A 24,587-nucleotide genomic window follows, 5' to 3' on the forward strand; every position below is an offset into this window, starting at 1 on the left:
CTCAGTGCACCTCCGGGGCGGTGGACGTGGACGTGGTCGCGGCCGCCAGCAGCTCGCGTGTGTAGGGGTGGGACGGCGCCGCGAACACGGTCCGGACGTCACCGGTCTCGACGATGTGGCCGCCGCGCATCACGCTGACGGTGTCGCAGATGTCCGCGACGACGCCGAGGTTGTGCGTCACCAGGACCATGCCGAGGCCGCGCTCGTCGCGGATCTCACGGAGCAGGTCCAGCACGTCGGCCTGGATCGTCACGTCGAGGGCGGTCGTCGGTTCGTCGGCGAGGATGACGTCCGGATCCGCGGCGATCGCGCCCGTGATGAGGACGCGCTGGGCCATCCCGCCGGAGATCTCGTGCGGGTACATGTCGAACACGGCTGGCGGGTCCTTGATGCCGACCCGCGCCAGCAGCCCGAGGAGCTCCGTGCGTGCGGCACGGCGGCTGATCGGCTTCACCGCACGGACCCCGACGACGAGCTGCTGCCCGACGGTGAGCGTGGGGTCGAGGTTGCTCATCGGCTCCTGCGGCACGTATGCGATCCGCTTGCCCCTGACCGCGCGCAGGGCCGAGTCGGAACCGAGGATCTCAGCGCCGTCGAACACGATCGACCCGGCGGCGACGGCCTCGCGGGGCAGGATCCCGAGCACGGAGAACACGGTTTGCGACTTCCCCGAACCGGACTCCCCGACCAGACCGTGGATCACCCCGCGGTGCACGTCGAGGTCGATGCCGTGGACGACCTCGGTGTGGTCGTCCCCGTTCGGGTAGGCGATGTGGAGGTCCCGGACGGCCAGGAGCGCGTCCCCTGCAGGCGCGGCCGTCGTGGTCGTGGTCAGGCGGTCGCGCAGGTCGTTCCGCTGTCTGCGGGTCAACGGCCGGGGAGCGGCCGTCACCTGCAGGACGTCTCGCAGCGCGTTCCCGAGCAGGACGAGCACGAGGGTCGTCAGGCTGATTAGGACCGTCGGTGCCACCACAGCGCCCGGGTTCTGGTAGATCGACGCGAAGGACGTCTGCAGGATGCCGCCCCACGACGCCTCGCGAGGGTTCCCGAGCCCGAGGAACTCGAGCCCCGCCTGGATGCCGATGCCGGCGGCGAGCACGAACGAGCTCTGGATGATCACGGGAGCACGGACCGCGATGAGCACGTGCCGGAGCACGATGCGCAGGTCCGACAGCCCGGAGACCCGAGCCGCGTCGATGTACAGCTCGCGCCGTACCTGGGTGACGACGGCTCGGACGAGACGGAAGAACGACGGTGCGATCAGGAGTCCGAACACCGCCATCGCGATGAGGATCGACGGCCCGATCACCGTGTACAGCGCGATGAGGAGGACCGTGCCCGGCAGCGCGAGCACGACGTCCGACAGCCAGCCGGAGACCCGGTCCGTCCACCCGCCGAGGAACCCGGCCGCGAGTCCCGCGGTCACGCCGATCAGGACGGAGACGACGAGCACGACGACGCAGGCGAGGAACGTCCCGCGCGACGCCCAGATCAGCCGGGAGAGGATGTCGCGTCCCGAGGAGTCGCCACCGAGGACGAAGCTGCCGGAGAACGGCTTCGCGTTGGTCAGGTCGACCCTGGTGAAGTTCTGGTCGTACGGTGCGAGCACCGGCGCGAGCAGGGCGACGGCGACGAGCGCCGCGAGGAAGACGATGCACGTCACGGCCATCGGGTTCCGGACGAGTCGACGGAGCGTGGACGTCCGGCGCGTGCGCGAGTCGACGGTGACGCCGCCGACCTCCGGGTCGACGCTCGTCGCGGTGATCTGTTCGACGCTCATGCCTGCCTCGCTTTCGGGTTGAGCCACGCCGCCGCGATGTCGGCGAGCAGGTTCACGACGACGACCACGACGATGGTGAAGAGCACGCACCCCATCACCGCCGGGACGTCGCCCTGGAGTGCCGTGGACACGGTGAGGTCGCCGACACCGGGCAACGCGAAGATGCGCTCGATGAGGACGACGCCGCCGAGCAGCCCGATCGTCTGGAGCCCGAGGATCGTCAGCCCGGGTCCTGCGGCACTCCGCAGCACGTGCACGAACACGATGCGCCGCTCGGGGACGCCACGGGAACGCAGAGTCCGGACGAAGTCCTGCGAGAGCACGTCGGCGACGGCGCCCCGGAACTGCTGCGCGGCGCCGCCGACCGACCCGACGAGGACCGCGAGCACCGGCAGGACGAGTGCGCTCAGCCAACCGGTGACGCTCACCGTCGGCGATACGTACCCCGTGGCGGGCAGCAGGTGCAGCCCGACGGCGAACGTCAGGACGAGCAGGATCGCCACGATGAAGCCGGGGACGGCGGCGCCGAGGACGCTGACGAACTGCAGCACGCGGTCGATCCACCCGCCCTTCACCGCTGCGGCGACACCGACCAGGATGCTGATCACGGCGGTCAGCAACAGGATGATCACCGCGAGGCTCGCGGTCACCGGCACCCGGGTCGCGAGCATCGTCGTGATGGGCTCCTGGGTGAAGTAGCTCCGGCCGAGCGACCCCGTGAACAGACTGCCGAGCCAGTGCAGGTACTGCGTGAACACGGGCTGGTCGAGTCCGAGCTCCACGACCTTCGCCTGCACGGTCGCCTGCGTCGCCTCTTTCCCGAGGATGGCGCGGGCGATACCGGGGCCGTTGCTGAAGACGAGGAAGTACGTCGCCATCGTGACCACGAGGGTGAGGAGGACCGCCGACCCGAGCCGACGGGCGACGAGTCTCAGCACGGTGTACCGCCGCCCGCCGTCACCGGAAGTCCCACAGGTTCGGGATGAGGTGGAACTGGTCGGTCTGTTCCGGAGCGAGGTCCTTCGAGGTCAGCGCGAAGTAGCTCTTCACGTCCACCCACGGCACGTACCAGGCCTGGTCGACCACGTACTCGTTGATCGCCTGGGCGTTCTCGTCGGCGGCCGAGCCCTGCAGGGTCTGCGCCTTGTCGAGGAGCGGTTGGAGCTCCGGGTCGCTGGTGTGCCGGACGTTCCAGATCGAGTCCGGCTGCAGCGACTGGACGATGTCGAAGAGCGAGTCCGCGGTGCCGAGCTGGATCGGGAACACCGGGAAGTCACCGCGGAGCACCTTGTCCTGGGCGGTCGGTCCGGAGATCGTGACCTGGTCGACCTTGATCTTCAGGAGCGCGAGCTGCTGCACGACCATCGGGTTGACCTTGTTGCCGCTGCCGTCATCGCTCGCCTGGTTCGGGATCTGGAGGGTGAACCCGTCGGCGTACCCCGCGTCCTGCATCAACTGCTTCGCCTTCTCGACGTCGTAGGCGTACCGGTCGTCGAGCTTCGCCTGGTAGGCGGTCTCGTTCGGCGTGAAGATCTGTGTCGTCGGGGTCGCCTCACCGTTGAACAGGCCCTTCGCGATCGCCTTCCGGTCGAACACCATGTTCATCGCCTGGCGGACGCGGACGTCGCCGAGTGCCGGGACGGTCTCGCCGGCGCGGTCGGCGATGGCGAGTCCGCTCCAGCCGGACAGGTGCGACAGGACCTCGAGGCCGGACGACGACGCCTGAGCCGCGGTGGACTGGTCGATGACGGCGCCCTGGATCTCCTTCGAGCGCAGCGCGTTGAGTCGCGCGTTCACGTCGGGCATCACCTTGAGCACGAGGTTCTCGTACGGGTACTCCTTCGCGTTCCAGTAGTCGTCGCGCTTCTGGAACGTGTAGACCGACCCGCTCGTCGTCTTCGACGGTACGAGCGTGTACGGCCCGGAGCTGACGACCTTCGACCCGACGTCCTTGCTGTCGAGTTGCGCGGGACTGGCGACGATCCCCGGCGCGAAGCACATGAACGTCGGCAGCTGCCCGGTCGGTTCCTTCGCGGTGAGCACGACCGTGTCGGAGTCCGGCGTCGTGATCTGCATCCCCGCGACCCGGCCGGCATCACTGCCGCCGCCGGTCTGCATGTGCTCGATCGACGCCTTCACCGCGGCCGCGTCGACCGGCTTGCCGTCGGAGAACTCCATCCCGTCGCGGAGCTTCATCGTGAGCGCCTTGGCGTCGTCGCTCATCGAGAAGCTCTTGGCGGCCGCCGGGTGCACCTTCCCGTTCTGGTCGCAGCGCAGCAGGGTGTCGTACACCGCGTGCCACCGCCAGACCAGGTCACCGGCGCTCGACTGCAGCGCGGGGTCGAGCGACGGGGGCCGACCGGAGACCGCCAGGGTGAGGGTGGTGTGGTCGCCCGTGGCGCTCTGGGCACCGGAGGTGCAGCCGGTGAGCGCGGCGACGGACAAGGCGGCGGTAGCCACCCCGAGGACGATCTTGCACTTGGTTCCGAGCACGTTCACTCCCTTGTCAACGTCGTCGACGGGCGTGGAGCGTGCCACATCGCCATCGACGGTGGAACTTGGACCGATCATGATTTAATCGATTAAAAGTGAGGATGCCCGGTGGCTCGGCTCCTGTCAACAGTCGGCGCCGAATCGAGTGGCAGGGGGGCGGTGATCGTGCTTGACTGACCGCGTGGCGGGCATCCAGGACCTCGGGCTCGCTGCCGTCGCGCAACTCGCGGGTGTCTCCACCGCGACCGTCTCGAACACGATCAACCGTCCCGAGATGGTCACCGCGAAGACCAGGAGCAAGGTCGAGGCGGCGATCCGCGAACTCGACTTCGTGCCGAACCAGGCAGCGGCGGCACTCCGGACCGGGTTCAACCGACTGTTCGGTCTCGTCATCCCCGACGTCGTGAACCCCTTCTACGCGACCATCGTCGACGCGGTGTCCGACGCCGCCGATCGCAGTGGGTACTCGCTCGCGCTCTGCGTGAGCCACGACGACCCGGCGAAGGAGCTCCGACAGCTCGACACCCTCGCGCGGCAGCGTGCGGCCGGTGTCCTCGTCGTCCCGCTGACGGCGGACTCCTCACGCCTCTCGATGCTGCGACGCATCGGGTCACGGCTCATCCTCGTCGACCGTGGGGCGGACCCCGGGGAGAGCTGCTCGGTCGCCATCGACGACCGGCACGGCGGCGCGCTCGCCGCCGAGCACCTGCTGGACCTGCCTGGCGACGGGCTGACCCTGGTGAACGGCCTCCGGTCGATCCGTCAGTGCGAGGATCGGCGCAGCGGTGCGCGGAGCGCGGTCGCGGGGCGCGGGCTCGACCCGGACGCGATCGTGGAGTTCGAGACGGATGCGATGACGATCGACTCCGGCTTCGACATCGGTCGACGCCTCGTCCTCGCTGGCGCCCCGCGGCGGGTGTTCTGCACCAACGACCAGCTCGCACTCGGCGTGATCCGTGGCATGGCGGCCGAGGGCGTGCGGACACCGTCCGACGCCGTCGTCGTCGGCTACGGCGACCTCGCGTTGTCGACCGAGGGGGCACTCCCGTTGTCGACGGTCGGGCAGCCGAAGCGCGCGATGGGTGAAGCGGCGGTCGCTCGGTTGCTCGCCGAACTCACCGAAGGGCCGCGGCACCACCACACCGCGACGCTCCTGGAGCCGGAGCTGCTCGTCCGCGAGTCCTCGACGCCGTGACCCCGGCGCGCTGACTCACCGTCCGCTCCGGTGCGGAACTGCAGCGCACGAGGACGACCTTGTTACGAGCTTGCGTCAGGCGGTGCGCCGCGGCGCACGCCACAGCGGCCGCGCGTAGGTTCCAGCCATGAGTGCAGAGCTGACGCTCGGCGCCGAGGAAGAGCTGCACCTCATCGACCTCGAGTCCGGCCGACTTTCCGCGAAGGCCCCGCGCCTTCTGCCCAAGCTGCCCGCCGACCGCTTCGGCGCGGAACTGCAGCGCACGACCATCGAGACGAACACCCCCGTGGTGCGTACCCTCGACGACCTGCGGCGGGTGATCGTCGACCTGCGCCGGGAGCTCAGCGCCGCGATCGCACCGGCCGGGGTGACCATCGCGTCGGTGGGCACCGCGCCGCGGTCCGAGTACGCCGACTTCGAACTGACCAGCGGCGGCCGCTACGGCCGGATGCAGGAGCAGTACCGGATGCTCGTCGACGAGCAGCTCATCTGCGGCCTGCAGGTGCACGTCGGTGTGAGCGACCGCGACCTGGCGGTGCAGATCGCCCAACGGGTCGCGCCGGTGCTGCCGGTGCTGCTGGCCCTGAGCGCGTCCAGTCCGTTCTGGAACGGGCAGGACACCGGGTACTCGTCGTTCCGCAGCATCATCTGGCAGCGGTGGCCGTCGGCCGGCAGCTTCGGGCGAGTGTCGAACGCGGCCGAGTACGACAAGGTGCTCGACGACCTGATCGCCTCGGGGGTGATCGCCGACAAGAAGATGGCGTACTTCGACGTGCGGCCGTCGTCGCACGCTCCGACGCTCGAACTCAGGGTCTGCGACGCCACCCCGATCGTCGACGACGCGGTGCTCATCGCCGGGCTGTTCCGGGCCGCGGTGCGGAAGGCCGAGGTCGCCGTCGAGTCCGGCGCCGAGTGGCACCCCCGCAGCGAACCCCTGCACCGTGCAGCGATGTGGCAGGCGGCGCGCACGGGGCTGAGCGGCGAACTGCTCGGCCTCGGGCAGCACCCGGACCGCCTGCCCGCCGAGGTCGCCGTCCGGCAACTGGTGTCCCGCCTGCGCCCGGAACTCGAGGAGCTCGGCGACTGGGGCACCGTCACGGACCTGCTCGAGGCGACCCTGGCCCGCGGCAACTCCACCGATCGACAGCGCACCGCGTACGCCGAGCGCGGGGAGCTCGACGACGTCGTCGCCCTGGTGGTCGAGGACACCGCCGGCACGCCGTCCGGACGTGACGAGGACCCGGCGGTCGCGGTCCCCGGGTACCGCGTGCGCGCCGGCGACGAAGCGGTCGGCCCCGGTGCCCGCCCCCGTCCGGCGTTCCGCGACCTGGCGACGTACTTCACCGCCTGGGACGCGGACACGACGAACGAGCACTGCGCCGCACGCGACGCCTGGGCCCGCGAGCACGAGGTCGGCTTCGTCGTGGACGGCGGCGTGCAGGCATTCGGGTGCGACCTGGTGCCGCGGACGATCAGCGCGTACGAGTGGTCGCAGCTGGAGCGCGGCCTCGGGCAGCGCGCACGGGCGATCGAGCTGTTCCTGCGCGACGTGTACGGCGAGCGGCGGATCGTGGCCGACGGGGTCATGGACGAGCACCAGTTCGTCGGTGCGAACGGCTGGGACCCCGACGCCTCGCGCCTGCCCGGTCACGCGGTGCGGGCACCCGTGCTCGGCTTCGACCTGGTGCGGAACGAGTTCGGCGGTTGGCGGGTGCTCGAGGACAACGTGCGCTCACCCTCGGGTGTGGCGTACGGCATCGCCCTCCGCGAGCTCATGGACGCCGTCGTGCCCGACGCGCCCCGTCCGGCGCTGTTGCGGGACCCGCACGGCGTGACCGACCGGCTGCGCGAGACCCTGCGCACCAACGCGACCGCGGTGACCGGTAACCCGGACCCGGTGCTCGCACTCGTCAGCGACGGCCCCGCCGCCGGCGCGTGGTTCGAGCACCGCAGGCTGGCCGACGGAGCCGGGCTGCGCCTCCTGGCCGGGTCCGACCTGGACGTCCGTGACGGACGCGTGGTCGACGCGACGACCGGCGACGTGCTCGACGGGCTGTACCTGCGGATCGACCGCGATGTGCGCGCGCTGACCGCGGAGCACGCGCCGGAGCTGGGCGCCCGCGTCCTCGACGTCGCCGAGGCCGGACACGTCCACCTGGCGAACGCCCCGGGCAACGCCCTGGTCGACGACAAGGCGATGTACGTCAACGTGCCGGACCTGATCTGGTACTACCTGGACGAGAAGCCGCTGCTCGAGTCGGTGCCGACGTACCGCACGAGCATCGAGGGCGAACGGCTGTCCGTGCTCGACCGGGTCGGCGAACTCGTGACGAAGCCGGTCGACGGCGAAGGCGGACGCGGGGTCCTGATCGGGCCGAGCGCGAGCGCTCCCGAGGTGGCCGAGCGACGGCGTGAGATCGCCGCGGATCCTGCTGGTTGGGTCGGGCAGGAAGTGGTGCAGCTGTCGTCGCACCCGACCATCGGACCGGCGGGCCTCGACCCACGGCACGTCGACCTGCGCGCGTTCGTCTACCTGACCGGTACCGGCGCGGACGACGCGCACCTCGCCGACGTCGCCCTGACCCGGGTCGCACCCGAGGGCAGCATGGTCGTCAACTCGTCGCGCGGCGGCGGGGCCAAGGACACGTGGATCGTGGGATCCGCCGCGAAGGCTGCGGCCGAGGGAGAGCGCTGATGTGTGGACTCGCGGGCGAGATCCGGTTCGACGGCACGGCCCCGGACGTCGGAGCAGTGGCACGGATGACCGGGTGCATGGTGCACCGCGGCCCCGACGGTGACGGGCTGTGGGCACGCGGACCGGTCGCGCTCGGGCACCGACGGCTGTCGATCGTCGACCTGTCCACCGCCGGTGCGCAGCCGATGGTGCTGCCCCGGGCCGGACTGACCATCGCCTACAACGGCATGGTCTACAACTACGAGCAGCTGCGTGACGAGCTACGGGGCAAGGGTCACGAGTTCTTCTCGACGTCGGACACCGAGGTCATCGCCGTCGCCTACGCCGAGTGGGGCACGGCCTTCGTCGAGCACCTGATCGGCATGTTCGCCATCGCGATCTGGGAGCACGCCAGCGGCCGACTCGTCCTCGCGCGGGACCGGCTGGGCATCAAGCCGTTGTACGTGGCACAGGTACCTGGCGGGCTCCGCTTCGCGTCGTCCCTGCCTGCGGTGCTGGCCGGCGGCGGCATCGACACGTCCATCGACCCCGTCGCCTTCGCGTCCTACATGAGCTTCCACTCGATCGTGCCGGCACCCCGCACGATCCTGTCCGGTGTCGGCAAGCTCCCGCCCGCCACCGTCCGGGTGATCGAGCGCGACGGTACGTCCCGCGACACCGTCTACTGGGAGCCGCGGTTCGAACGCGACCCCGCCAGGGCCGACTGGACCGACCAGGACTGGGAGCAGGCGTTCATCGGGTCGCTCCGCACCGCGGTCGAGCGCCGCATGGTGGCCGACGTCCCCGTCGGCGTGCTGCTGTCCGGCGGCATCGACTCCTCCCTGGTCGTCGGACTGCTCGCCGAGGCCGGGCAGCAGGACCTCGCCACGTTCAGCATCGGCTTCGAGGCCGCTGGCGGTGAGTCCGGCGACGAGTTCGAGTACTCGGACCAGGTCGCGAAGCACTTCGGCACCGACCACCACCGCATCCACATCCCGTCGACGCGCCTGCTCGACGGCATCGACGGTGCGGTCGCCGCCATGAGCGAGCCGATGGTCAGCCACGACTGCGTCGCGTTCTACCTGCTGTCGCAGGAGGTCTCGCAGCACGTCAAGGTCGTGCAGTCCGGCCAGGGTGCCGACGAGGTGCTCGCCGGCTACGACTGGTACCCGCCGCTGGCCGACGTCCCCCGCGACCAGGCGGCCGAGGCCTACCGCTCCGTGTTCATGGACCGCAGGTGGCCGGCGCTGCAGGGGCTGCTCGGGGAGCGCTGGAAGAGCGACGACGACACCCCGTCGGCGTTCGTGGACGCTGCGTTCGCGGTTCCGGGCGCGGAGACGAGCGTCGATGCTGCGCTCCGCAGCGACACGATGACGATGCTCGTCGACGACCCGGTCAAGCGCGTCGACAACATGACGATGGCGTGGGGCCTCGAGGCCCGCGTGCCGTTCCTGGACCACGAGTTCGTCGAGCTCGCCGGCGCGATCCCGCCCGCGCTCAAGCTGTCGGACGGCGGCAAGGGCGTCATGAAGCGGGCGTCGCGCGGCATCGTCCCCGACAGCGTCATCGACCGCAGCAAGGGGTCGTTCCCGGTGCCCGCGATCCGGCAGCTCGAGGGCCCGTACCTGGAGCGGGTGCGCACGGCACTGCACGCGCCGGAAGCACGTGAGCGCGGCCTGTTCGACCCGGGTACGGTCGAGCGGATGCTCCAGGACCCGAACAGCACGCGAACCGAGATCGGCGCGAACGCGCTCTGGCAGCTCGGCCTGATCGAGATGTGGCTGCAGCAGCAGGGGGTGCGGTGAACGTGGGTTCCACCCGGACTGGAGGCTCGGCGAGCGTCGCGTCGTCGGCCGACGTCCGTCCCTCGGTCACGACCAGGGCCGCGGCCGACCTGGGTGAGCGGCTCGCCGCCGCCTGGGGGTCGTGGGGCCCCACCATGACCCGGAACGCCCGGCGCGTGGCGTTCGTGTCCGACCGGCACGGCACCCCCGAGGTGTTCGTGCAGGACGTCGTCGTCGACGGCGAACTGCCCGAACCGGTCCGGATCGCGCTGTCCGACGACCCCGTGATCCGGGTGTCGTGGTCGTCCGACGGAGAGTGGCTCGCCGTCGCGATCGCGACCGACGGCGGCGTGAAGCAGCAGGTCTGGGTGGTCCGGCCGGACGGCACCGACGCCGCGCAGATCGCCGGTTCGCGGTACCAGCACGCCGAACTCGGCCCGTGGAGCCGCAGCGGGCACCGGGTCGTCATCACGCTGCCCTCGACCGAGGCCGACCAGCCGGCCCGCTCGTACCTGGTCGACCCGGTCTCCGGCGACCGGGACGACCTGGCCGTCGGCGAACTCATCCACATCCTCGACCTGTCGGTGGAGGAACGCCTCGTCGTGCTGAGCGACGGGCAGCGTGGGCAGGAGTTCGTCGTCGTGGTCGACCGGTTGACCGACGAGAGCCACGCCCTGTTCGCCGACGACCCCGACGGGTCCGCCGAGATCGCGTTCCTGCGGCCCTCGCCCGCGAGCGAGACCAGCCCCCTCGTCGCCTACGTCGCCACCGAGGCCGGACTGCCCCGCCGCGGACTCGTCGCCCAGCCCGTCGGACCACACGGCTGGCGCGGCACGCCCCGACGGATCATCGAGCGCGCCGACGCCGAACTCGAGTACCTCGACGCCGACGACGCTGGCCGCACGTTGCTGCTCGTCTGGAACGTCGACGGGCGCAGCGAACTCGACCTCATCAACACCCACGACGCCTCGCGCACCCCGGTGCCCGACCTGCCCGGGTACGTCGTCACCGACCCGGTGCTCAGCCGTGACGGCCGGAGCGTGCTGCTCGCCGTCGAGGGACCCACGCGACCGCGGGAACTCTGGCGGCTCGACACGAACGCGCTCACCTGGAGCCGGGTCACCGACGTGCCCGCACTGCCCGATGTGCCGCTGGTCGAGCCGACGCTCGAGCGGTTCACCGCGCGTGACGGACTGGAGCTGACCGGCTGGCTGTACCGGGCGGTGGAGCCGGCCGCGTCGTCGGCCGTCGGCGCTCGTGCTGCTGCTGCCGTGCCTCCCGGCCCGCGCGCAGCGCTCGTCCACCTGCACGGCGGACCGGAGTCGCAGGAGCGACCCACGTTCTCACCGCAGCACCAGGCGCTCGCCGCAGCGGGCGTGACCGTCCTCGCCCCGAACATCCGCGGTTCGTCCGGGTACGGCCACGAGTTCGTGCACGCCGACGACCTGGCCCTGCGCTGGAACGCGCTCGCCGACGTCGTGGACTGCGCACGGTTCCTGGTGTCGAACGGGTACGCCGACCGCTCCCGGGTGGCCGTCGAGGGCCGCTCCTACGGCGGGTACGCGACCCTCGCATCCCTGGCGTTCACGCCCGACGTGTTCGCAGCAGGTGTCGCCGTGTGCGGGATGAGCGACTTCGCCACGTTCTACCGGGACACCGAACCGTGGATCGCCTCTGCCGCTGCGACGAAGTACGGGCACCCCGTCGACGACGAAGCGCTGCTCGCGGCCCTGTCGCCGATGCGGGCGATCGACGACGTCACGGCGCCGTTGCTCGTCGTGCACGGTGAGCTCGACACGAACGTCCCCATCGGCGAGGCGCACCAGGTGGTCGCGGCGCTGCGGGAGCGGGCGCACGACGTCGAGTACCTGGAGCTCGCGGGTGAGGGGCACGAGTACCGACGGGAGTCGTCGCGGGCGCTGCTGGTGCGGCGGATGGTGGAGTTCGTGGCGTCGCGGCTGGGGTGAGGCGGGGCGCTCGGTCTGGTGGGGGTGCTCGCTGGTGCGAGGTTTCACACTCGGTGCGAGGTTGTTTCCTCGCACCAGGTGAACAACCTCGCACTGTGCCGTCACGGGGTGCAACGATGCGGTGGCGGCGCTCGCCGCGGGCAGAGAATGGTGGGATGACGACGACTGCGCCGACCTCGACCGCGCTGCCCCGACCGGGAGAGGTCCTCGTGACCTCGGCAGCGGACGTCGAGCAGGTCGTCCAACGCGCCACGAACCACTACGCCTCCGGTGTCGTCGCGGACACCGCCGGGTGGGCGGACGGCGATCGTCGGCGGCTCGAGGACCTCGGGTTCCGTGGTGGTGATGCCCGCGGCGAAGCACTCCGGACCCTCGACCTGACGATCGCCGACGACGGCACCCCGACGCGGATGCTCGACGCGCCCGCCATGGCCGCGCTGAACAGCCACCACGCACGGTTCGCCGAGCGGCGTGGCGAGGTCGTCCGGTACCAGACCGACGTGTCGGTGTGGACAGGGATCCCCGAGCAACCCACTGCGCAGGACTGGGAGGACGTGCGGGCGCTGCTCGGGTCGGGCGGGATGCTCGGCGTCGGTGCCGCTGCCGTCCTACCGTCGGGGTGGGAGCTCGTCGAGGGCGCCGGCGGCGTGCAGCTCACCGGTGAGGCGATCGAGGGGGCGCCCGACGACGAAGCCGTCGTGCTGACATCCGACGACGTGCCGGAGATGACCGCCCTGGTGGAGCGGACGAAGCCGGGGCCGTTCCTGCCGCGCACCATCGAGCTCGGCACGTACCTGGGCATCCGGCGGGACGGACGGCTCGTCGCCATGGCGGGGGAGCGGTTGCACCCGCCGGGGTGGACCGAGATCAGCGCCGTGTGCACCGATGCGGAGTACCGAGGTCAGGGGTTCGGGCGGCGGCTGGTGCTCGCCGTCGCGCACGGGATCCGCGAGCGTGGGGAGACGCCGCTCATGCACGCGGCCGCCGGGAACACCGGGGCGATCGGGTTGTACCAGCACCTCGGGTTCCGGCTGCGGGATCGCGGGGCGCCGCGGTTCGTGCGGGTGCCGTGAGCTGGGCTCGTTCCTGACCGTCAGAAGGCGGCGAGGGCGTCCCGGAGCATGTCGTGGCCCTGCGCCTCGAAGCCCTCGTCGCCGACGGCGTAGGCCCAGGTCGCGGTGCCGACGGCCTCGCGGAGTTGCAGCCAGCGCCAGGCGTCCGACTCGCGCGGATCGTCGCCGTAGCCGTCGAAGAACGCCGCTTCGAGGGCCGGATCGTCCTGCCAGTGCAGCACCGCGAGGCGGGTGAGGTCGAACGATGCCGGGCGCCAGCCGAAGCGGCCGAAGTCGATGACGCGCAGCCGTCCGTGGCGGTCGTCTTCGTCGTCGACGATCCAGTTGCGCGGGTGGAAGTCGCCGTGGGTCGGGACCAGGGGCTCGTCCGGGTGGCCGGTGGGGAGCATCTCGAGTGCCGCGCGGGTCCGGGCGGCGACGTCGGGCGAGATCCGGTGCGGGGCATCGAGCGCGCGGAGGGCCTTCGCCTGCTCGTGCAGCAGGAACGTCGGGTCGTGCCGGGTGCCGTGGTCGTGCAGACGCCGGAGGACCGCGCCAGCCTGCCGGTGGACGTCGGGGGCGTGCTCGTCCACGGTGCCGAGCGCGAGGTGACCAGGGACGCGCTCGAGGATGAGGACCCGGTGCTGTTCGTCCGCGGCCACGAGGGCACCGGTGTCCCCGGCAGCGCGCAGGGCGTCGGTCACGGTCCGGTGCCCCTCGAGTTCCCGGGGGAAGTGGGTGTTGTCCCGGCCGGACGCCTTCACGGTGTAGCTGTCGTCGCCGTCGACGACGTGCAGGACCCTCGTGTCGAGCAGACCCCACGAGTCGTCCGCCACGAGGACGGCATCGGGGAGCGTGCGGAGCACGAACGCGATCTGGTGGTCGTCGAGTCCGGTGTCGCCCCACTGCATGGCGGCACGTTACCCGGTCCGCTCTGCGCACCGCGGCCGTTCTGGGGGCTTGTCGACCCTTCCGCTCCCTCGGACACTGATGCAGCCGTCCGCCACCGGGGTGCGGGTGCGGCGTGATCAAGGAGGCGCTGTGCGCACGTCGTCGAAGGCCGCAGCCGCGGTCGCGCTCGGGCTCGCCCTGACGGCGGTCGTCGCCGCACCGGGAATCGCGGGAGCGCCAAGCTGCCAGGGGAGCAGCATCTCGATCCACGACCTGTCGTCCGGGTGTCGCGTCAGCTCCGGCGTGGTCGCACTCGAGGACGGTCGGACCTTCGTGGTACCCGCCGCCGGCGTCACGCTCACCGCCGCCCCGGTCGCCGAAGGGGACACCGACCCCGGTGACGTGGTGATCGCGAACCGTGGTGCCGCGGGCATCGCCGTGCAGGTCGACGAGGTGTGGGCCGGATCGCCCACCGCCGTCCGGCAGGAACGCGCAGCCCAGCAGCGCCGAGCGCTCGGAGCGACGATCCGTGGCACTGTTTCGCACAGCGGCGCCACGACGTCCGCGAGCTGCGGGAGCAAGGCGTACGTGCTGACCGGCGCGCACTGGGAGTCCACCCTCCAGTGGCGGTACAACCCGACGGGGTCGAAGGTGTCGAACGTCGCAGCGATCCAGCGCGGTGCCGAGGCCTGGACCGGCACGATCACGGCGTGCGGTGAGACGGTCCAGTCGAAGGCGGCGCAGGAGTACCTCGGCACCGCGAAGCAGCAGGCTGCGGTTACCGCTGGCGGGGGCTGCGGAACCTCGAACCGGACGAGCGTCGTCGGGTGGGGCAAGCTGCCGCCGAAGACCCTGGCGCTGACGTGCATCTGGTCCTTCACAGGCGGGGTCGCATTCGAGACCGACCAGCGGTACTCGACGAGCCACCGGTGGGGATCGACCAGCACCTGCTCGGGCAACCGGTTCGACCTGCGTGGCATCGCGACGCACGAGTGGGGGCACTCGTACGGGCTCGGGCACACGGCGCAGAAGTCGGGGCTGGTGATGAAGCCGTCGTCCACAGTGTGCGACACGGCGCAGCGGACGCTCGGGCTCGGGGACGTGCGGGGGATCGCGGCGCTGTACTGAGCGGACGCGACGGCGTCGTCGATCTGTCCACAGGATCAGCTGGACGGGCCCGCCGACCGCGCGCACTGGCTACGGTCGTTCGCGATGACCCAACCTGCCCTGCCCGAGAATTACGCGGCAACGCTCGATGCGCTGAAGAAGCGCGTCCAATCCGCCAGGTTCACGGCGCAGCGCCGTGTCAACACAGAGCTGGTCCGCCTCTACTGGCAGATCGGCGCAATGATCCTCGACCGCCAGCAAACCGCAGGGTGGGGGAGTGGGCTCGTGGACCAGTTGGCGCGTGATCTCCGGACCGCCTTTCCTGAGATGAAGGGCTTCTCACGGCGGAACGTGTTCTACATGCGCAGTTTCGCGGCAGCGTGGCCTGGTCCGGATGTCGTGCAACAGCCTGTTGCACAACTTCCGTGGGGTCACATCACCGTGTTGCTCGGTCGCCTCGACGGCCGAGAGCGCCGTGACTGGTACGCGGCGCAAGCGCTCGAGCACGGTTGGTCCCGGAACGTCCTCGAGCACCACGTCGCGACGAACGCCCACGAGCGATTCACCTCAGCACTGACCAACTTCGACCGTGTCCTCGACGAGGCTGACTCCGATCTGGCGCAGCAGATCACGCGCGATCCGTACGTGCTCGACTTCTTGGCGCTCGACGCAGGTGCAACGGAGCGACAGCTCGAGGAGCGGCTCGTCGACCGCATCATCGACACGCTCCGGGAGCTCGGCACTGGGTTTTCGTTCGTCGGGCGGCAAGTCCACTTCGAGGTTCACGGTGACGACTTCTTCGTCGATCTTCTCTTCTTCCACGTCGACCAGCTCCGGTACGTCGTCGTCGAACTCAAGAGCGGCAAGTTCAAACCCGAACACCTCGGCCAGCTGTCGTTCTACGTGTCCCTGGTAGACGACCGGCTCCGGCGCCAACAGCACTCGGGCACCGTTGGGCTCCTGCTCGTGGCTGACAAGAACGACCCGGTCGTGCGGTACGCCCTCAGCGGGCACGGAGCCCCGGTCGGCGTCGCTCGGTACGACCTCCTTCCATCGACGCTTCGTGCGGCACTGCCCTCGGAGGACGACCTGACGGGGATGCTCGCCGATTCTGCCGTCAACTGATCAGGGTCGAGCTGTCGGATTCGTGGATTCTCTAGGATCGACACATGTCCACGACCATGCCCGGCTTCGGGACCGAACGCATCGCGCAGCTCGGCCTGCGTGACCGCGTGTACGACCGGGTTCTCGAGGTCCTGATGGGCCACGACGTCGAACCCGGCATGCGACTGTCGATCGACGGGCTCGCCCGCACCCTCGGCGTTTCCCCGACTCCGGTGCGCGAAGCCCTCGTGCAGCTCGAACGCACCGGCCTCGTCACCCGAGAGGCGAACAAGGGCTACCGGGTCTCTCCACCCTTGGCCGGCGACCAACTCGAGGCACTGTTCGACGCCAGACTCATCGTGGAGAGCGGTGCCGTCGAGCTCGCTGCGCGCGGTGACGTCGACGCCCTGCGGGAGCGGCTCGGCACGGCGCTCGACGAGCAGGCTGCGGTGGCCGACGAGGTCGCGGCGGTCGGTGCGGCTGAGGCGTCGGAAGAACTCATGGCCCGGTTCTTCCGCAGCGACTGGCAGTTCCACCAGCTGATCTTCGACGCGACGCGGAACCCGTTCCTCGAGGAGATGTCCGAGATCATCACGACCCGCGTGCACCGGATGCGGCAGATCGTCGAGGGCGGCGGGGACGACACCGACCGCGCCGTGCACGAGCACCGAGCGGTGGTCGATGCCCTCGCGGTCGGGCCGGCCGAAGCAGTGGCGGCGATGCGGCACCACATCGACGCCGTCCGGCTCCGGTCGCGCGAGGACGCTTCGCACACGAGCTGATCCCGCAGGGGTTGCGCTCTGTCGAGGTGCGAGTATCTTTCCTATAGGAAAGAGGTTCACCGCCGAACCCCGACATGCGAAGGAGCATTCCGTGAGCACACCGCAGGACTGGGTCGACCAGGATTGGGACCCCACCACCTGGACGTCGGACACCTGGCCGATCGCCGCCTGTCTGCACGGCTTCGCCCAGGTCACGCGCGACGGCACTGCGTTCCACGATGCCCCGGCCGAGGTCTGGGACGACGTGTTCGCACAGATCGCAGCCGCAGGGTTCTCGCTCGCTGAACTCGCCGACAGCCACATCCGCCCCGCGGACCTCGAGCGCTCCCGCCGCGACGAGCTGTTCGCCGTCGCGAAGGCGCACGGCATCGGGATCCCCTCGGTGCACCTGCAGCGCAAGAGCGTCATCCAGCCCGGGCACGAGGAGGACAACCTCGCCTACGCCCACCGCACCATCGACGCGGCGGCCGAGTGGGGCATGCAGGTGTTCTCGACGGGCCTGCACCAGCCGTTCACCGAGGCCCAGAAGCGCGCGCTGTGGTTCTGGACCGCGCAGGGCCCGAAGGACCCGGACGACCCCGAGGTCTGGAACGCGGCGGTCAAGCGCCTGCGGGAGCTCGGTGAGCACGCTGCGAGCGTCGGGCTGCCGATGGCCCTCGAACTGTACGAGGACACCTACCTCGGCACCGCCGACAGCGCCGTGCGACTGGTCGAGGACATCGGGCTCGACAACGTCGGCCTGAACGCGGACGTCGCGAACCTCATCCGCCTCCACCGGCCGATCGAGGACTGGCGGGAGCTCTTCGCGAAGACCATGCCGCACACGAACTACCTGCACGTGAAGAACTACACGCGTGACGAGGCCGGCGACGGCAGCTGGGCGACGAGCGCGCCGAGCACGATGGAGACGGGCCTCATCAACTACCGCCAGGTCCTGCGCGACGCCGTCGCCGACGGGTTCCGCGGGATCGTCATGACCGAGCAGTACGGCGGGGACAGCCTCGGCGTCTGCGCCACGAACCAGCAGTACATCCGATCCGTCCTCGCGACGACGAAGCTCGACGCGACGGCGACCCCGACTGCAGCAACCAGCACCGAAGGAGCAACCCGATGAGCACCCTCGACATCGCCGTCGTCGGATCCGGCTACATGGGCGGCGGGATCGCCCAGGTCCTCGCCCTCGCTGGCCACACCGTCCGGATCGCCGACGTCTCGGCCGAGATCGCCGCGTCCAACCGAGCCCGGCTCATCGCAGAGACCGAGCAGTTCGTCGCGGACGGCCTGTTCCCCGCGGACGCCGTGGCACGCGTCGACGCCCACCTCAGCGCAGCCGCCTCCATCGAGGAAGCAGTCGCGGAGGCCGACTTCATCGAGGAGGCCGTCCCCGAGAAGATCGAGATCAAGCACGCGACCCTCCGCCGCATCAGCGAAGCCGCCCGCCCCGGCGCGATCATCGGCTCGAACACCTCGACGATCCTGATCGAGTCGCTGGCCGAGGCGGTCGTCGGCCCGGAGCGGTTCCTCGGCGTGCACTTCTCGAACCCGGCGCCGTTCATCCCCGGCGTCGAGCTCATCCCGCACCCGACCACGAACGAGCACGCGATCGCGGTCGGCGAGACCGTCGTCGCCGCGACCGGCAAGCAGTCGGCGCGGGTGAAGGACTCGACCGGGTTCGTGCTGAACCGCCTGCAGTACGCGCTGTTCGAGGAGGCCACGAAGATCGCCGACGAGGGCATCGCCACCCCCGACGACATCGACACCATCGTGCGGACCACGTTCGGGTTCCGCCTGCCGTTCTTCGGCCCGTTCGCGATCGCCGACATGGCCGGTCTCGACGTCTACGCGTTCTGCTTCGAGTCGCTGCAGACCCGTTGGCCCGAGCGCTTCGCCACCCCGCCGTCACTGCAGCAGCACGTCGACGCGGGCGAGCTCGGCACGAAGTCCGGCGCCGGGTACCTCGAGGTGCCGGCCGACCGCACGCCGGAGCTCGTCGCTTACCGCAACAAGGCCTACGTCGCGATGCAGAAGCTGCTCGACGACCTCGGCCCGGCGCCGATCCACTGAGGGGGACGAGCATGAACACGAACACGAACACGCAGAACCAGCCCCGCACCGCCGTCCTGACCGGAGCCGCCTCGCCGCGCGGCATCGGTCGCGCCACCGCCCACCACCTGGCCGAGGCCGGCTGGGACATCGGCGTCATCGACCTCGACCAGACCGCCAGCGAACAGGTCGCCACCGAGATCCGCGAGCAGCACGGCGTCCGCGCGGTCGGCGTCGGCGCGAACGTCGCCGACGAGTCCGCCGTCCGTGCGGCCTTCGACACGATCGAGGCCGAACTCCAGCCGATCACCGCACTGGTGAACCTGGCCGGGGTCTCGTCCGCGCACGCCTACCTCGACCTGCCCGAGGGGGAGTGGCACCGCGTGCTGTCCATCAACCTCGACGGCGTGCACTTCGCCAGCCTGCGGGCAGCCGAGTCGATGGTGCAGCACGGCTACGGGCGCATCGTGAACCTGTCGTCGGTCTCCGCCCAACGTGGCGGCGGCACCTTCAGCAAGACCCCGTACACGGTGGCGAAGGCCGGCGTGATCGGCCTGACCCGTGGCCTGGCCCGCGAGCTCGGCCCGCGCGGCGTCACCGTCAACGCGATCGCTCCCGGCCCGATCGACACCGACATCATGGGCGGCACCCTGACCGAGGAGCGCAAGACCGAGATGGCAGCGGACGGCGTGCTGCCGCGCATCGGTACGCCGCGGGACATCGCCGCGGCGATCGCGTACCTGATCAGCGAGGACGCCGGGTTCGTCACCGGCCAGACGCTGAACGTCGACGGCGGCCTGTACATGCACTAGAGCCGACCGGCCACGGATCGCGCGCCGTCCGCGCGACGCGATCCGTGCCTCCCGTCCGACAGGCCGAACGGCCAGACGGCCAGACGGCCGAACGGCCAGACGGCCACCAGGCCCCACCGCCGGACGCCCCGAAACCGCACCGTGCTCGCAAAGGAGCGAACCCGTGTCACTTCCCCCTGCCCCCGCGCTCGGGTCGACGAACGACCCCGGCCTCAAGTCCGCCATCGGCAAGGCGACGAAGCACCTCATGCCGATGCTCGTCATCCTGTACTTCGTCGCGTTCCTCGACCGCACCAACGTCGGGTTCGCCGAAGAGGCCCTGAGCGTCGACCGCGGCATCTCCGACGCGGCCTTCGCACTCGGCGCCGGCATCTTCTTCATCGGCTACGCGATCTTCGAGATCCCGTCGAACCTGCTGCTCAAGCGCTTCGGTGCCCGGTTCTGGCTCGCCCGCATCGCGGTCACGTGGGGCATCGTCGCCGCACTGTTCGCCTTCACGACGAACGACACGATGTTCATCGTCCTGCGCTTCATCCTCGGTGTGACCGAGGCGGGGCTGTTCCCGGGCGTGATCATGTACCTGTCGGAGTGGTTCCCGAACAAGGTGCGCGTGCGGATGTTCGCGATCTTCTACCTGGCGCAGCCGTTCTCGCAGATGATCGGTGCCCCGTTGTCCGGCGGTCTGCTGAGCTTCGGCGACCAGGCGACCCCGTTCCACGGCTGGCAGGTCATGTTCTTCGGCGAGGGGATCCTCGCGGTGCTCGCCGGCATCGCGGCCCTGGTGTTCCTGACGAACAGTCCGCAGCAGGCGAAGTGGCTCGAACCGGGCGAGAAGCAGTCGCTCACCGCGGCGATGGCACGCGAGGACACCGCCCGCAGCGCGGACGGCCCGACCGGCATCTGGAAGGCCATGGCGAGCGGCCGGGTCTGGTACTTCACGATCATCTACTTCTGCCTGCAGGTCGCCGTGTACGGCACGACGTTCTACCTGCCGCAGCAGGTCTCCTCGCTGCTCGGGCAGGACGTCGGGTGGCAGGTCGGCCTCGTGACCGCGATCCCGTGGCTCGTCGGACTCGTCGCCTGCTACCTGGTCGGGTCGAAGGCGGACTCCGTCGGTCGCCGTCGTCGCTGGGGCACCATGTTCTACATCACGACCGGGCTGTCGATCCTCGGGTCGGCGTGGGCCGGTGCGAACGGGCAACCGATCCTGGGCATCGTGTTCATCACGCTGGCGGTCGCGAGCTTCCTGGCCGTCGGCCCGATCACCTGGGCGTACCCGACGGCGTTCCTCACCGGGGCAGCCGCCGCGGCGGGCATCGGCCTGATCAACTCGCTCGGCAACCTCGGCGGGTTCGTCGCCCCGATCATGCGCACGGCGATCAACGAGGTGGTGCCGACCGACAGCGGTGCGTTCGGGATCGTCTCGCTCGGGGTCCTGGCGTTCGTCGCGGCCGTGATGATCTTCTGCACGAAGTTCTTCCGGGGGTCGAAGGCGGATGATCTCCTCGACACCTCGCATGTCCGCACCACGACGTCGAAGGAGACGAACGCGTGACTAGACTGTTCAACGACCCGGCGGACTTCGCCGACGAAGCGACCGACGGCTTCGTCGCCGCGAACGAGCGATGGGTGCGGAAGGTGCACGGCGGCGTCGCCCGCGCCACCACCAGCCCCGACGGCACGGTCGCCGTCGTGATCGGTGGCGGCTCCGGCCACTACCCGGCGTTCGGTGGCCTCGTCGGGCCGGGCCTGGCAGCCGGTGCCGCGATGGGCAACCTGTTCGCCAGTCCCAGCGCCCAGCAGGTCGCCGGTGTCGCGCGGGCGTCCGAGCACGGCGGCGGGGTGCTGCTGAGCTACGGCAACTACGCCGGTGACGTCCTGAACTTCGACGCCGCGGCCCGCACGCTCGAGGCCGACGGCATCCCGGTCCGGACCGTCCGCGTCACCGACGACGTGGTGAGTGCGCCCGCGGACCGCCCGCAGGAGCGGCGTGGCATCGCGGGCGACCTCTGCGTCTTCAAGGTCGCCGGTGCCGCCGCCGAGCAGGGCCGCAGCCTCGACGAGGTCACGGCCGTCGCCGAGCGCGCCAACGACCGCACGCGGTCGTTCGGCGTCGCGTTCTCCGGCTGCTCGCTGCCCGGCGCCGACGAACCCCTGTTCACGGTGCCCGAGGGGCGGATGGCCATCGGCATGGGCATCCACGGCGAACGTGGAATCGACGAGACCGACGTGCCGACGGCGTCCGAGCTGGCGTCGCTGCTGGTGACCCGACTGCTCGACGAACTGCCGGAGAGCGTGACACCCGACGGCGCGCGCGTCGTCCCGATCCTCAACGGGCTGGGCAGCGTCAAGTACGAGGAGCTCTTCGTCGTCTACCGCTCGGTGCAGCAGCGCCTGGCCGACGCAGGGGTGGTCATCGTCGAGCCCGAGGTCGGCGAACTCGTCACGAGCTTCGACATGGCCGGCGTCTCGCTCACCCTGTTCTGGCTTGACGCCGAACTCGAGGAACTCTGGGCAGCAGCCGCGGACACCCCCGCGTACCGCAAGGGCGGCGCCGTCCCGCGGGAACGCGTCGACCCCTCCACCGTGGAGGCGGACGCCGAGGGCGTCGCCATCGGCGCGGCGAGCGACGACTCGCGCGCAGTCGGCGAGCAGGCTGCGGCCGGCTTCGCCGCAGTCCGCACGCTCCTCGACGAGCACGCCGACGAGCTCGGCCGGATCGACGCCGTCGCGGGTGACGGCGACCACGGCATCGGCATGCAGCGCGGGGCGCACGCCGCAGAGGCCGCAGCCGCGGATGCAGTAACCGCCGGCGCAGGTGTCGGTTCCGTCTTGCGGATCGCTGCAGACGCCTGGTCCGACAAGGCCGGCGGCACGTCCGGTGCGATCTGGGGAGCCGCCCTGGAGGCACTGGGTCGCGTCCTCGGGGACGACGAGCGTCCGTCGGCCGCCACAGTCCAGAGCGCGGTGCACGCCGCCACCGAGGCGGTCCTCGCGTTCGGCGCGACCGTCGGCGACAAGACCATGGTCGACGCGCTCGTGCCGTTCGACGAGGTGCTCCGCACCCGGGTCGACGCGGGAGCGTCGCTCGCGGACGCCTGGGCCGACGCCGTCAGCGCCGCTCGCGAGGCCGCCGACGCCACCGCGTCGCTCGTGCCGAAGATGGGCCGCGCACGCACCCACGCCGAGCAGGCCGTCGGCACACCGGATCCCGGAGCGGTGTCGTTCGCGCTCATCGTGGAGACCCTCGCACCGTGATCACCATCGGGGTGTCGCTGAAGACGTACTTCTCGCACGCCCGGACCCTGGAGTGGTCGGGGGCCGTCGCCGAGATCGCCCGGAGGCACCCCGCGACGCGGTCGGGAGCGGCCTCGCTGTTCGTGGCGCCGACGTTCCCGGCGCTCGTGCCCGTGCGCGATGTGCTCTCCGGATCGGGGGTGCTCCTCGCCGCGCAGGACCTGTCGTGGGCCGACGAAGGAGCGTTCACCGGCGAGGTCTCCGGCGCCGAACTGCGGGAGATCGGGGTCGACCTGGTCGAGATCGGGCACGCCGAACGACGTTCCCTGTTCCACGAGGACGACGCGACCGTCACCGCGAAGGTGCACGCGGCCTTCCGCAACCACCTGCGCCCGCTCCTCTGTGTCGGGGAGACGACCCGGGCCTCCCGGTTGGCGGAAGCCGTGGCGGACGTGACCGCGCAGCTCGACCGTGGTGTCTCGACGGCCACCGCGGACGGTCTGGCCGGGGCGCTGACCGTCGCCTACGAACCGGTGTGGGCCATCGGCGCGCTAGCACCGGCGCCGGACGACCACATCGTCGCGGTGCTCGCGGGGATCGAGCAGCACCTCGCCACGCGGCCCGAGCTGCGCGGCAGCACCGTGCTGTACGGGGGCAGCGCCGGGCCCGGTCTGCTCACCCGTGGGCAGGGGCGGCTCGGCGGGTTGTTCCTCGGTCGGTTCGCGCACGACCCGGCTGCGGTCGAGGCGATCCTCGACGAGGTCGCAGCCCTCAGCTGAACTGGTCCTCGACCGCGCGCGGTGCACGTCCGAGCAGTTCACCGAGCAGGGGATCGGTGCCGGCGAACAGGCCCTGTGCTGCAGCCTCGTACATGCCGAGCAGGAACCCCACCATGTGCGGGTCCTGTCCGGCGGCGACCGCGCGAGCTCGCCACTCGTCCTCTCCGAGGGCCTCGAAGCCGATGGTCCGGCCGGTGCGCTCCGATGCGGAGTCGGCGAGGTCGGCGAAGGTCGGGGCCGCCGGCGCGGTGAGCGTCACCGGGCCGTCGAAGGGCTGCTCGGCGAGCAGGATGCGAGCGGCTGCCTCGGCGGCGTCCTCACGCGCGGTCCACGACACCGGGCCGTCGACGGGCACGGACACGGTGCCGGTGGTCTGCCACGGTCCCATCAGCCACGTGGTGCTGTGGGCGTAGAAACCGTTCCGCAGGCTCGTCCACGGCAGGCCGGACTCGCGGAGCAGGTCCTCGGTCGCGGCGTGGTGGGCCGCGGGGACGAACGGCGACCGGTGCGCTGCACCCTGGTGGCTCGTGTACAGGACGCGGCCGACGCCGGCGGTCACGGCCGCGGCCACGGCGGAACGGTGCAGCGCGACGGCGTCCGCACCCGGGTCGTTCGACGAGACGAGCAGGAGCTGGTCGGCACCGGCGAAGGCGCGGGCGAGCGTGTCGGGCTCGGCGTAGTCGCCGCGGCGGACCTCGACGCCCTGGTCGGCGAACCGCTGGCCCTTCGCCGGATCGCGGGTGACGACCACGAGTTCGCTCGGGTCGACCTGTCCGAGCAGGTGGTCGGTGGTGGCGCCGTTGAGTGCGCCCGTGGCGCCGGTGATGACGATCATGGGATCTCCGAATCAGTGGTAACGGCCAAGTTGTATCGACGGTAACACACTG

At 70.8% G+C, this 24,587-nt stretch carries 19 protein-coding genes; 14 read left to right on the plus strand and 5 right to left on the minus strand.

What is annotated here, in order from left to right; all coding sequences use genetic code 11:
• Window position 1: 1 nt before the first annotated feature.
• From EDF28_RS03235 to EDF28_RS03245, 3 genes are read right to left on the minus strand one after another with little or no spacing between them, the layout of a single operon-like run.
• Window positions 2-1,780 carry a dipeptide/oligopeptide/nickel ABC transporter permease/ATP-binding protein gene (locus tag EDF28_RS03235; protein WP_123937148.1) on the minus strand — a complete coding sequence of 593 codons (1,779 nt, stop codon included), beginning with the start codon at window positions 1,778-1,780 and terminating at the stop codon, window positions 2-4.
• Window positions 1,777-2,718 carry an ABC transporter permease gene (locus EDF28_RS03240; protein WP_123937149.1) on the minus strand — a complete coding sequence of 314 codons (942 nt, stop codon included), beginning with the start codon at window positions 2,716-2,718 and terminating at the stop codon, window positions 1,777-1,779. The genes EDF28_RS03235 and EDF28_RS03240 overlap by 4 nt, the downstream gene beginning before the upstream one ends.
• Before the next feature lie 19 nt (window positions 2,719-2,737).
• On the minus strand, window positions 2,738-4,273 hold the full coding sequence (locus EDF28_RS03245; RefSeq protein ID WP_185094121.1) for an ABC transporter substrate-binding protein: 1,536 nt from the start codon (window positions 4,271-4,273) through the stop codon (window positions 2,738-2,740).
• A 181-nt stretch (window positions 4,274-4,454) separates the two neighbouring features.
• Here EDF28_RS03245 and EDF28_RS03250 point away from each other — a divergent pair, with 181 nt between their 5' ends.
• From EDF28_RS03250 to EDF28_RS03270, 5 genes are all read left to right on the plus strand, one after another.
• Window positions 4,455-5,468 carry a LacI family DNA-binding transcriptional regulator gene (locus tag EDF28_RS03250; RefSeq protein ID WP_185094122.1) on the plus strand — a complete coding sequence of 338 codons (1,014 nt, stop codon included), beginning with the start codon at window positions 4,455-4,457 and terminating at the stop codon, window positions 5,466-5,468.
• A gap of 127 nt (window positions 5,469-5,595) precedes the next feature.
• On the plus strand, window positions 5,596-8,163 hold the full coding sequence (locus tag EDF28_RS03255; protein ID WP_123937152.1) for a carboxylate--amine ligase/circularly permuted type 2 ATP-grasp protein: 2,568 nt from the start codon (window positions 5,596-5,598) through the stop codon (window positions 8,161-8,163).
• A complete protein-coding gene (locus tag EDF28_RS03260; RefSeq protein ID WP_123937153.1) occupies window positions 8,163-9,947 on the plus strand; it encodes an N-acetylglutaminylglutamine amidotransferase in 1,785 nt (594 codons plus the stop codon). The genes EDF28_RS03255 and EDF28_RS03260 overlap by 1 nt, the downstream gene beginning before the upstream one ends.
• Window positions 9,944-11,893: a prolyl oligopeptidase family serine peptidase gene (locus EDF28_RS03265; protein ID WP_123937154.1), complete on the plus strand. Its 1,950-nt coding sequence runs from the start codon at window positions 9,944-9,946 to the stop codon at window positions 11,891-11,893. Before EDF28_RS03260 ends, EDF28_RS03265 begins: the two co-directional genes overlap by 4 nt.
• Window positions 11,894-12,048: 155 nt before the next feature.
• A complete protein-coding gene (locus EDF28_RS03270) occupies window positions 12,049-12,966 on the plus strand; it encodes a GNAT family N-acetyltransferase (RefSeq protein WP_123937155.1) in 918 nt (305 codons plus the stop codon).
• A gap of 20 nt (window positions 12,967-12,986) precedes the next feature.
• Here the strand turns inward: EDF28_RS03270 and EDF28_RS03275 are convergent, their stop codons facing one another.
• Window positions 12,987-13,856 carry a phosphotransferase enzyme family protein gene (locus EDF28_RS03275; protein ID WP_123937156.1) on the minus strand — a complete coding sequence of 290 codons (870 nt, stop codon included), beginning with the start codon at window positions 13,854-13,856 and terminating at the stop codon, window positions 12,987-12,989.
• Window positions 13,857-13,986: 130 nt separating this feature from the next.
• Between EDF28_RS03275 and EDF28_RS03280 the strand changes: the two genes are divergently transcribed.
• The 9 genes from EDF28_RS03280 (at window position 13,987) to EDF28_RS03320 (ending at window position 23,700) form a co-directional block, all read left to right on the plus strand.
• Window positions 13,987-14,964 carry a matrixin family metalloprotease gene (locus tag EDF28_RS03280; protein WP_185094123.1) on the plus strand — a complete coding sequence of 326 codons (978 nt, stop codon included), beginning with the start codon at window positions 13,987-13,989 and terminating at the stop codon, window positions 14,962-14,964.
• Between the two features lie 84 nt (window positions 14,965-15,048).
• On the plus strand, window positions 15,049-16,068 hold the full coding sequence (locus EDF28_RS03285; RefSeq protein ID WP_123937158.1) for a YhcG family protein: 1,020 nt from the start codon (window positions 15,049-15,051) through the stop codon (window positions 16,066-16,068).
• Between the two features lie 44 nt (window positions 16,069-16,112).
• Window positions 16,113-16,829 carry a GntR family transcriptional regulator gene (locus tag EDF28_RS03290; protein ID WP_123937159.1) on the plus strand — a complete coding sequence of 239 codons (717 nt, stop codon included), beginning with the start codon at window positions 16,113-16,115 and terminating at the stop codon, window positions 16,827-16,829.
• A 91-nt stretch (window positions 16,830-16,920) separates the two neighbouring features.
• The gene (locus EDF28_RS03295; RefSeq protein WP_123937160.1) at window positions 16,921-17,943 is read left to right on the plus strand and encodes a sugar phosphate isomerase/epimerase; all 1,023 of its coding nucleotides are present in this window, start codon (window positions 16,921-16,923) and stop codon (window positions 17,941-17,943) included.
• On the plus strand, window positions 17,940-18,893 hold the full coding sequence (locus EDF28_RS03300) for a 3-hydroxyacyl-CoA dehydrogenase family protein (RefSeq protein ID WP_123937161.1): 954 nt from the start codon (window positions 17,940-17,942) through the stop codon (window positions 18,891-18,893). Before EDF28_RS03295 ends, EDF28_RS03300 begins: the two co-directional genes overlap by 4 nt.
• An 11-nt stretch (window positions 18,894-18,904) precedes the next feature.
• Window positions 18,905-19,684 carry an SDR family NAD(P)-dependent oxidoreductase gene (locus EDF28_RS03305; RefSeq protein WP_123937162.1) on the plus strand — a complete coding sequence of 260 codons (780 nt, stop codon included), beginning with the start codon at window positions 18,905-18,907 and terminating at the stop codon, window positions 19,682-19,684.
• A gap of 163 nt (window positions 19,685-19,847) precedes the next feature.
• Window positions 19,848-21,239: an MFS transporter gene (locus EDF28_RS03310; protein WP_123339283.1), complete on the plus strand. Its 1,392-nt coding sequence runs from the start codon at window positions 19,848-19,850 to the stop codon at window positions 21,237-21,239.
• Complete coding sequence (locus tag EDF28_RS03315; RefSeq protein ID WP_123937163.1) at window positions 21,236-22,942, plus strand: dihydroxyacetone kinase family protein; 1,707 nt, start codon at window positions 21,236-21,238, stop codon at window positions 22,940-22,942. The genes EDF28_RS03310 and EDF28_RS03315 overlap by 4 nt, the downstream gene beginning before the upstream one ends.
• The gene (locus EDF28_RS03320; protein ID WP_123937164.1) at window positions 22,939-23,700 is read left to right on the plus strand and encodes a triose-phosphate isomerase family protein; all 762 of its coding nucleotides are present in this window, start codon (window positions 22,939-22,941) and stop codon (window positions 23,698-23,700) included. Before EDF28_RS03315 ends, EDF28_RS03320 begins: the two co-directional genes overlap by 4 nt.
• On the opposite strand, the gene EDF28_RS03325 is transcribed toward EDF28_RS03320, so the two are convergent.
• On the minus strand, window positions 23,693-24,535 hold the full coding sequence (locus EDF28_RS03325) for an NAD(P)H-binding protein (protein WP_123937165.1): 843 nt from the start codon (window positions 24,533-24,535) through the stop codon (window positions 23,693-23,695). The genes EDF28_RS03320 and EDF28_RS03325 overlap by 8 nt on opposite strands.
• Window positions 24,536-24,587 lie beyond the last annotated feature (52 nt).

Source organism: Curtobacterium sp. PhB137 (genome assembly GCF_003814955.1).
Taxonomy (GTDB): domain Bacteria; phylum Actinomycetota; class Actinomycetes; order Actinomycetales; family Microbacteriaceae; genus Curtobacterium.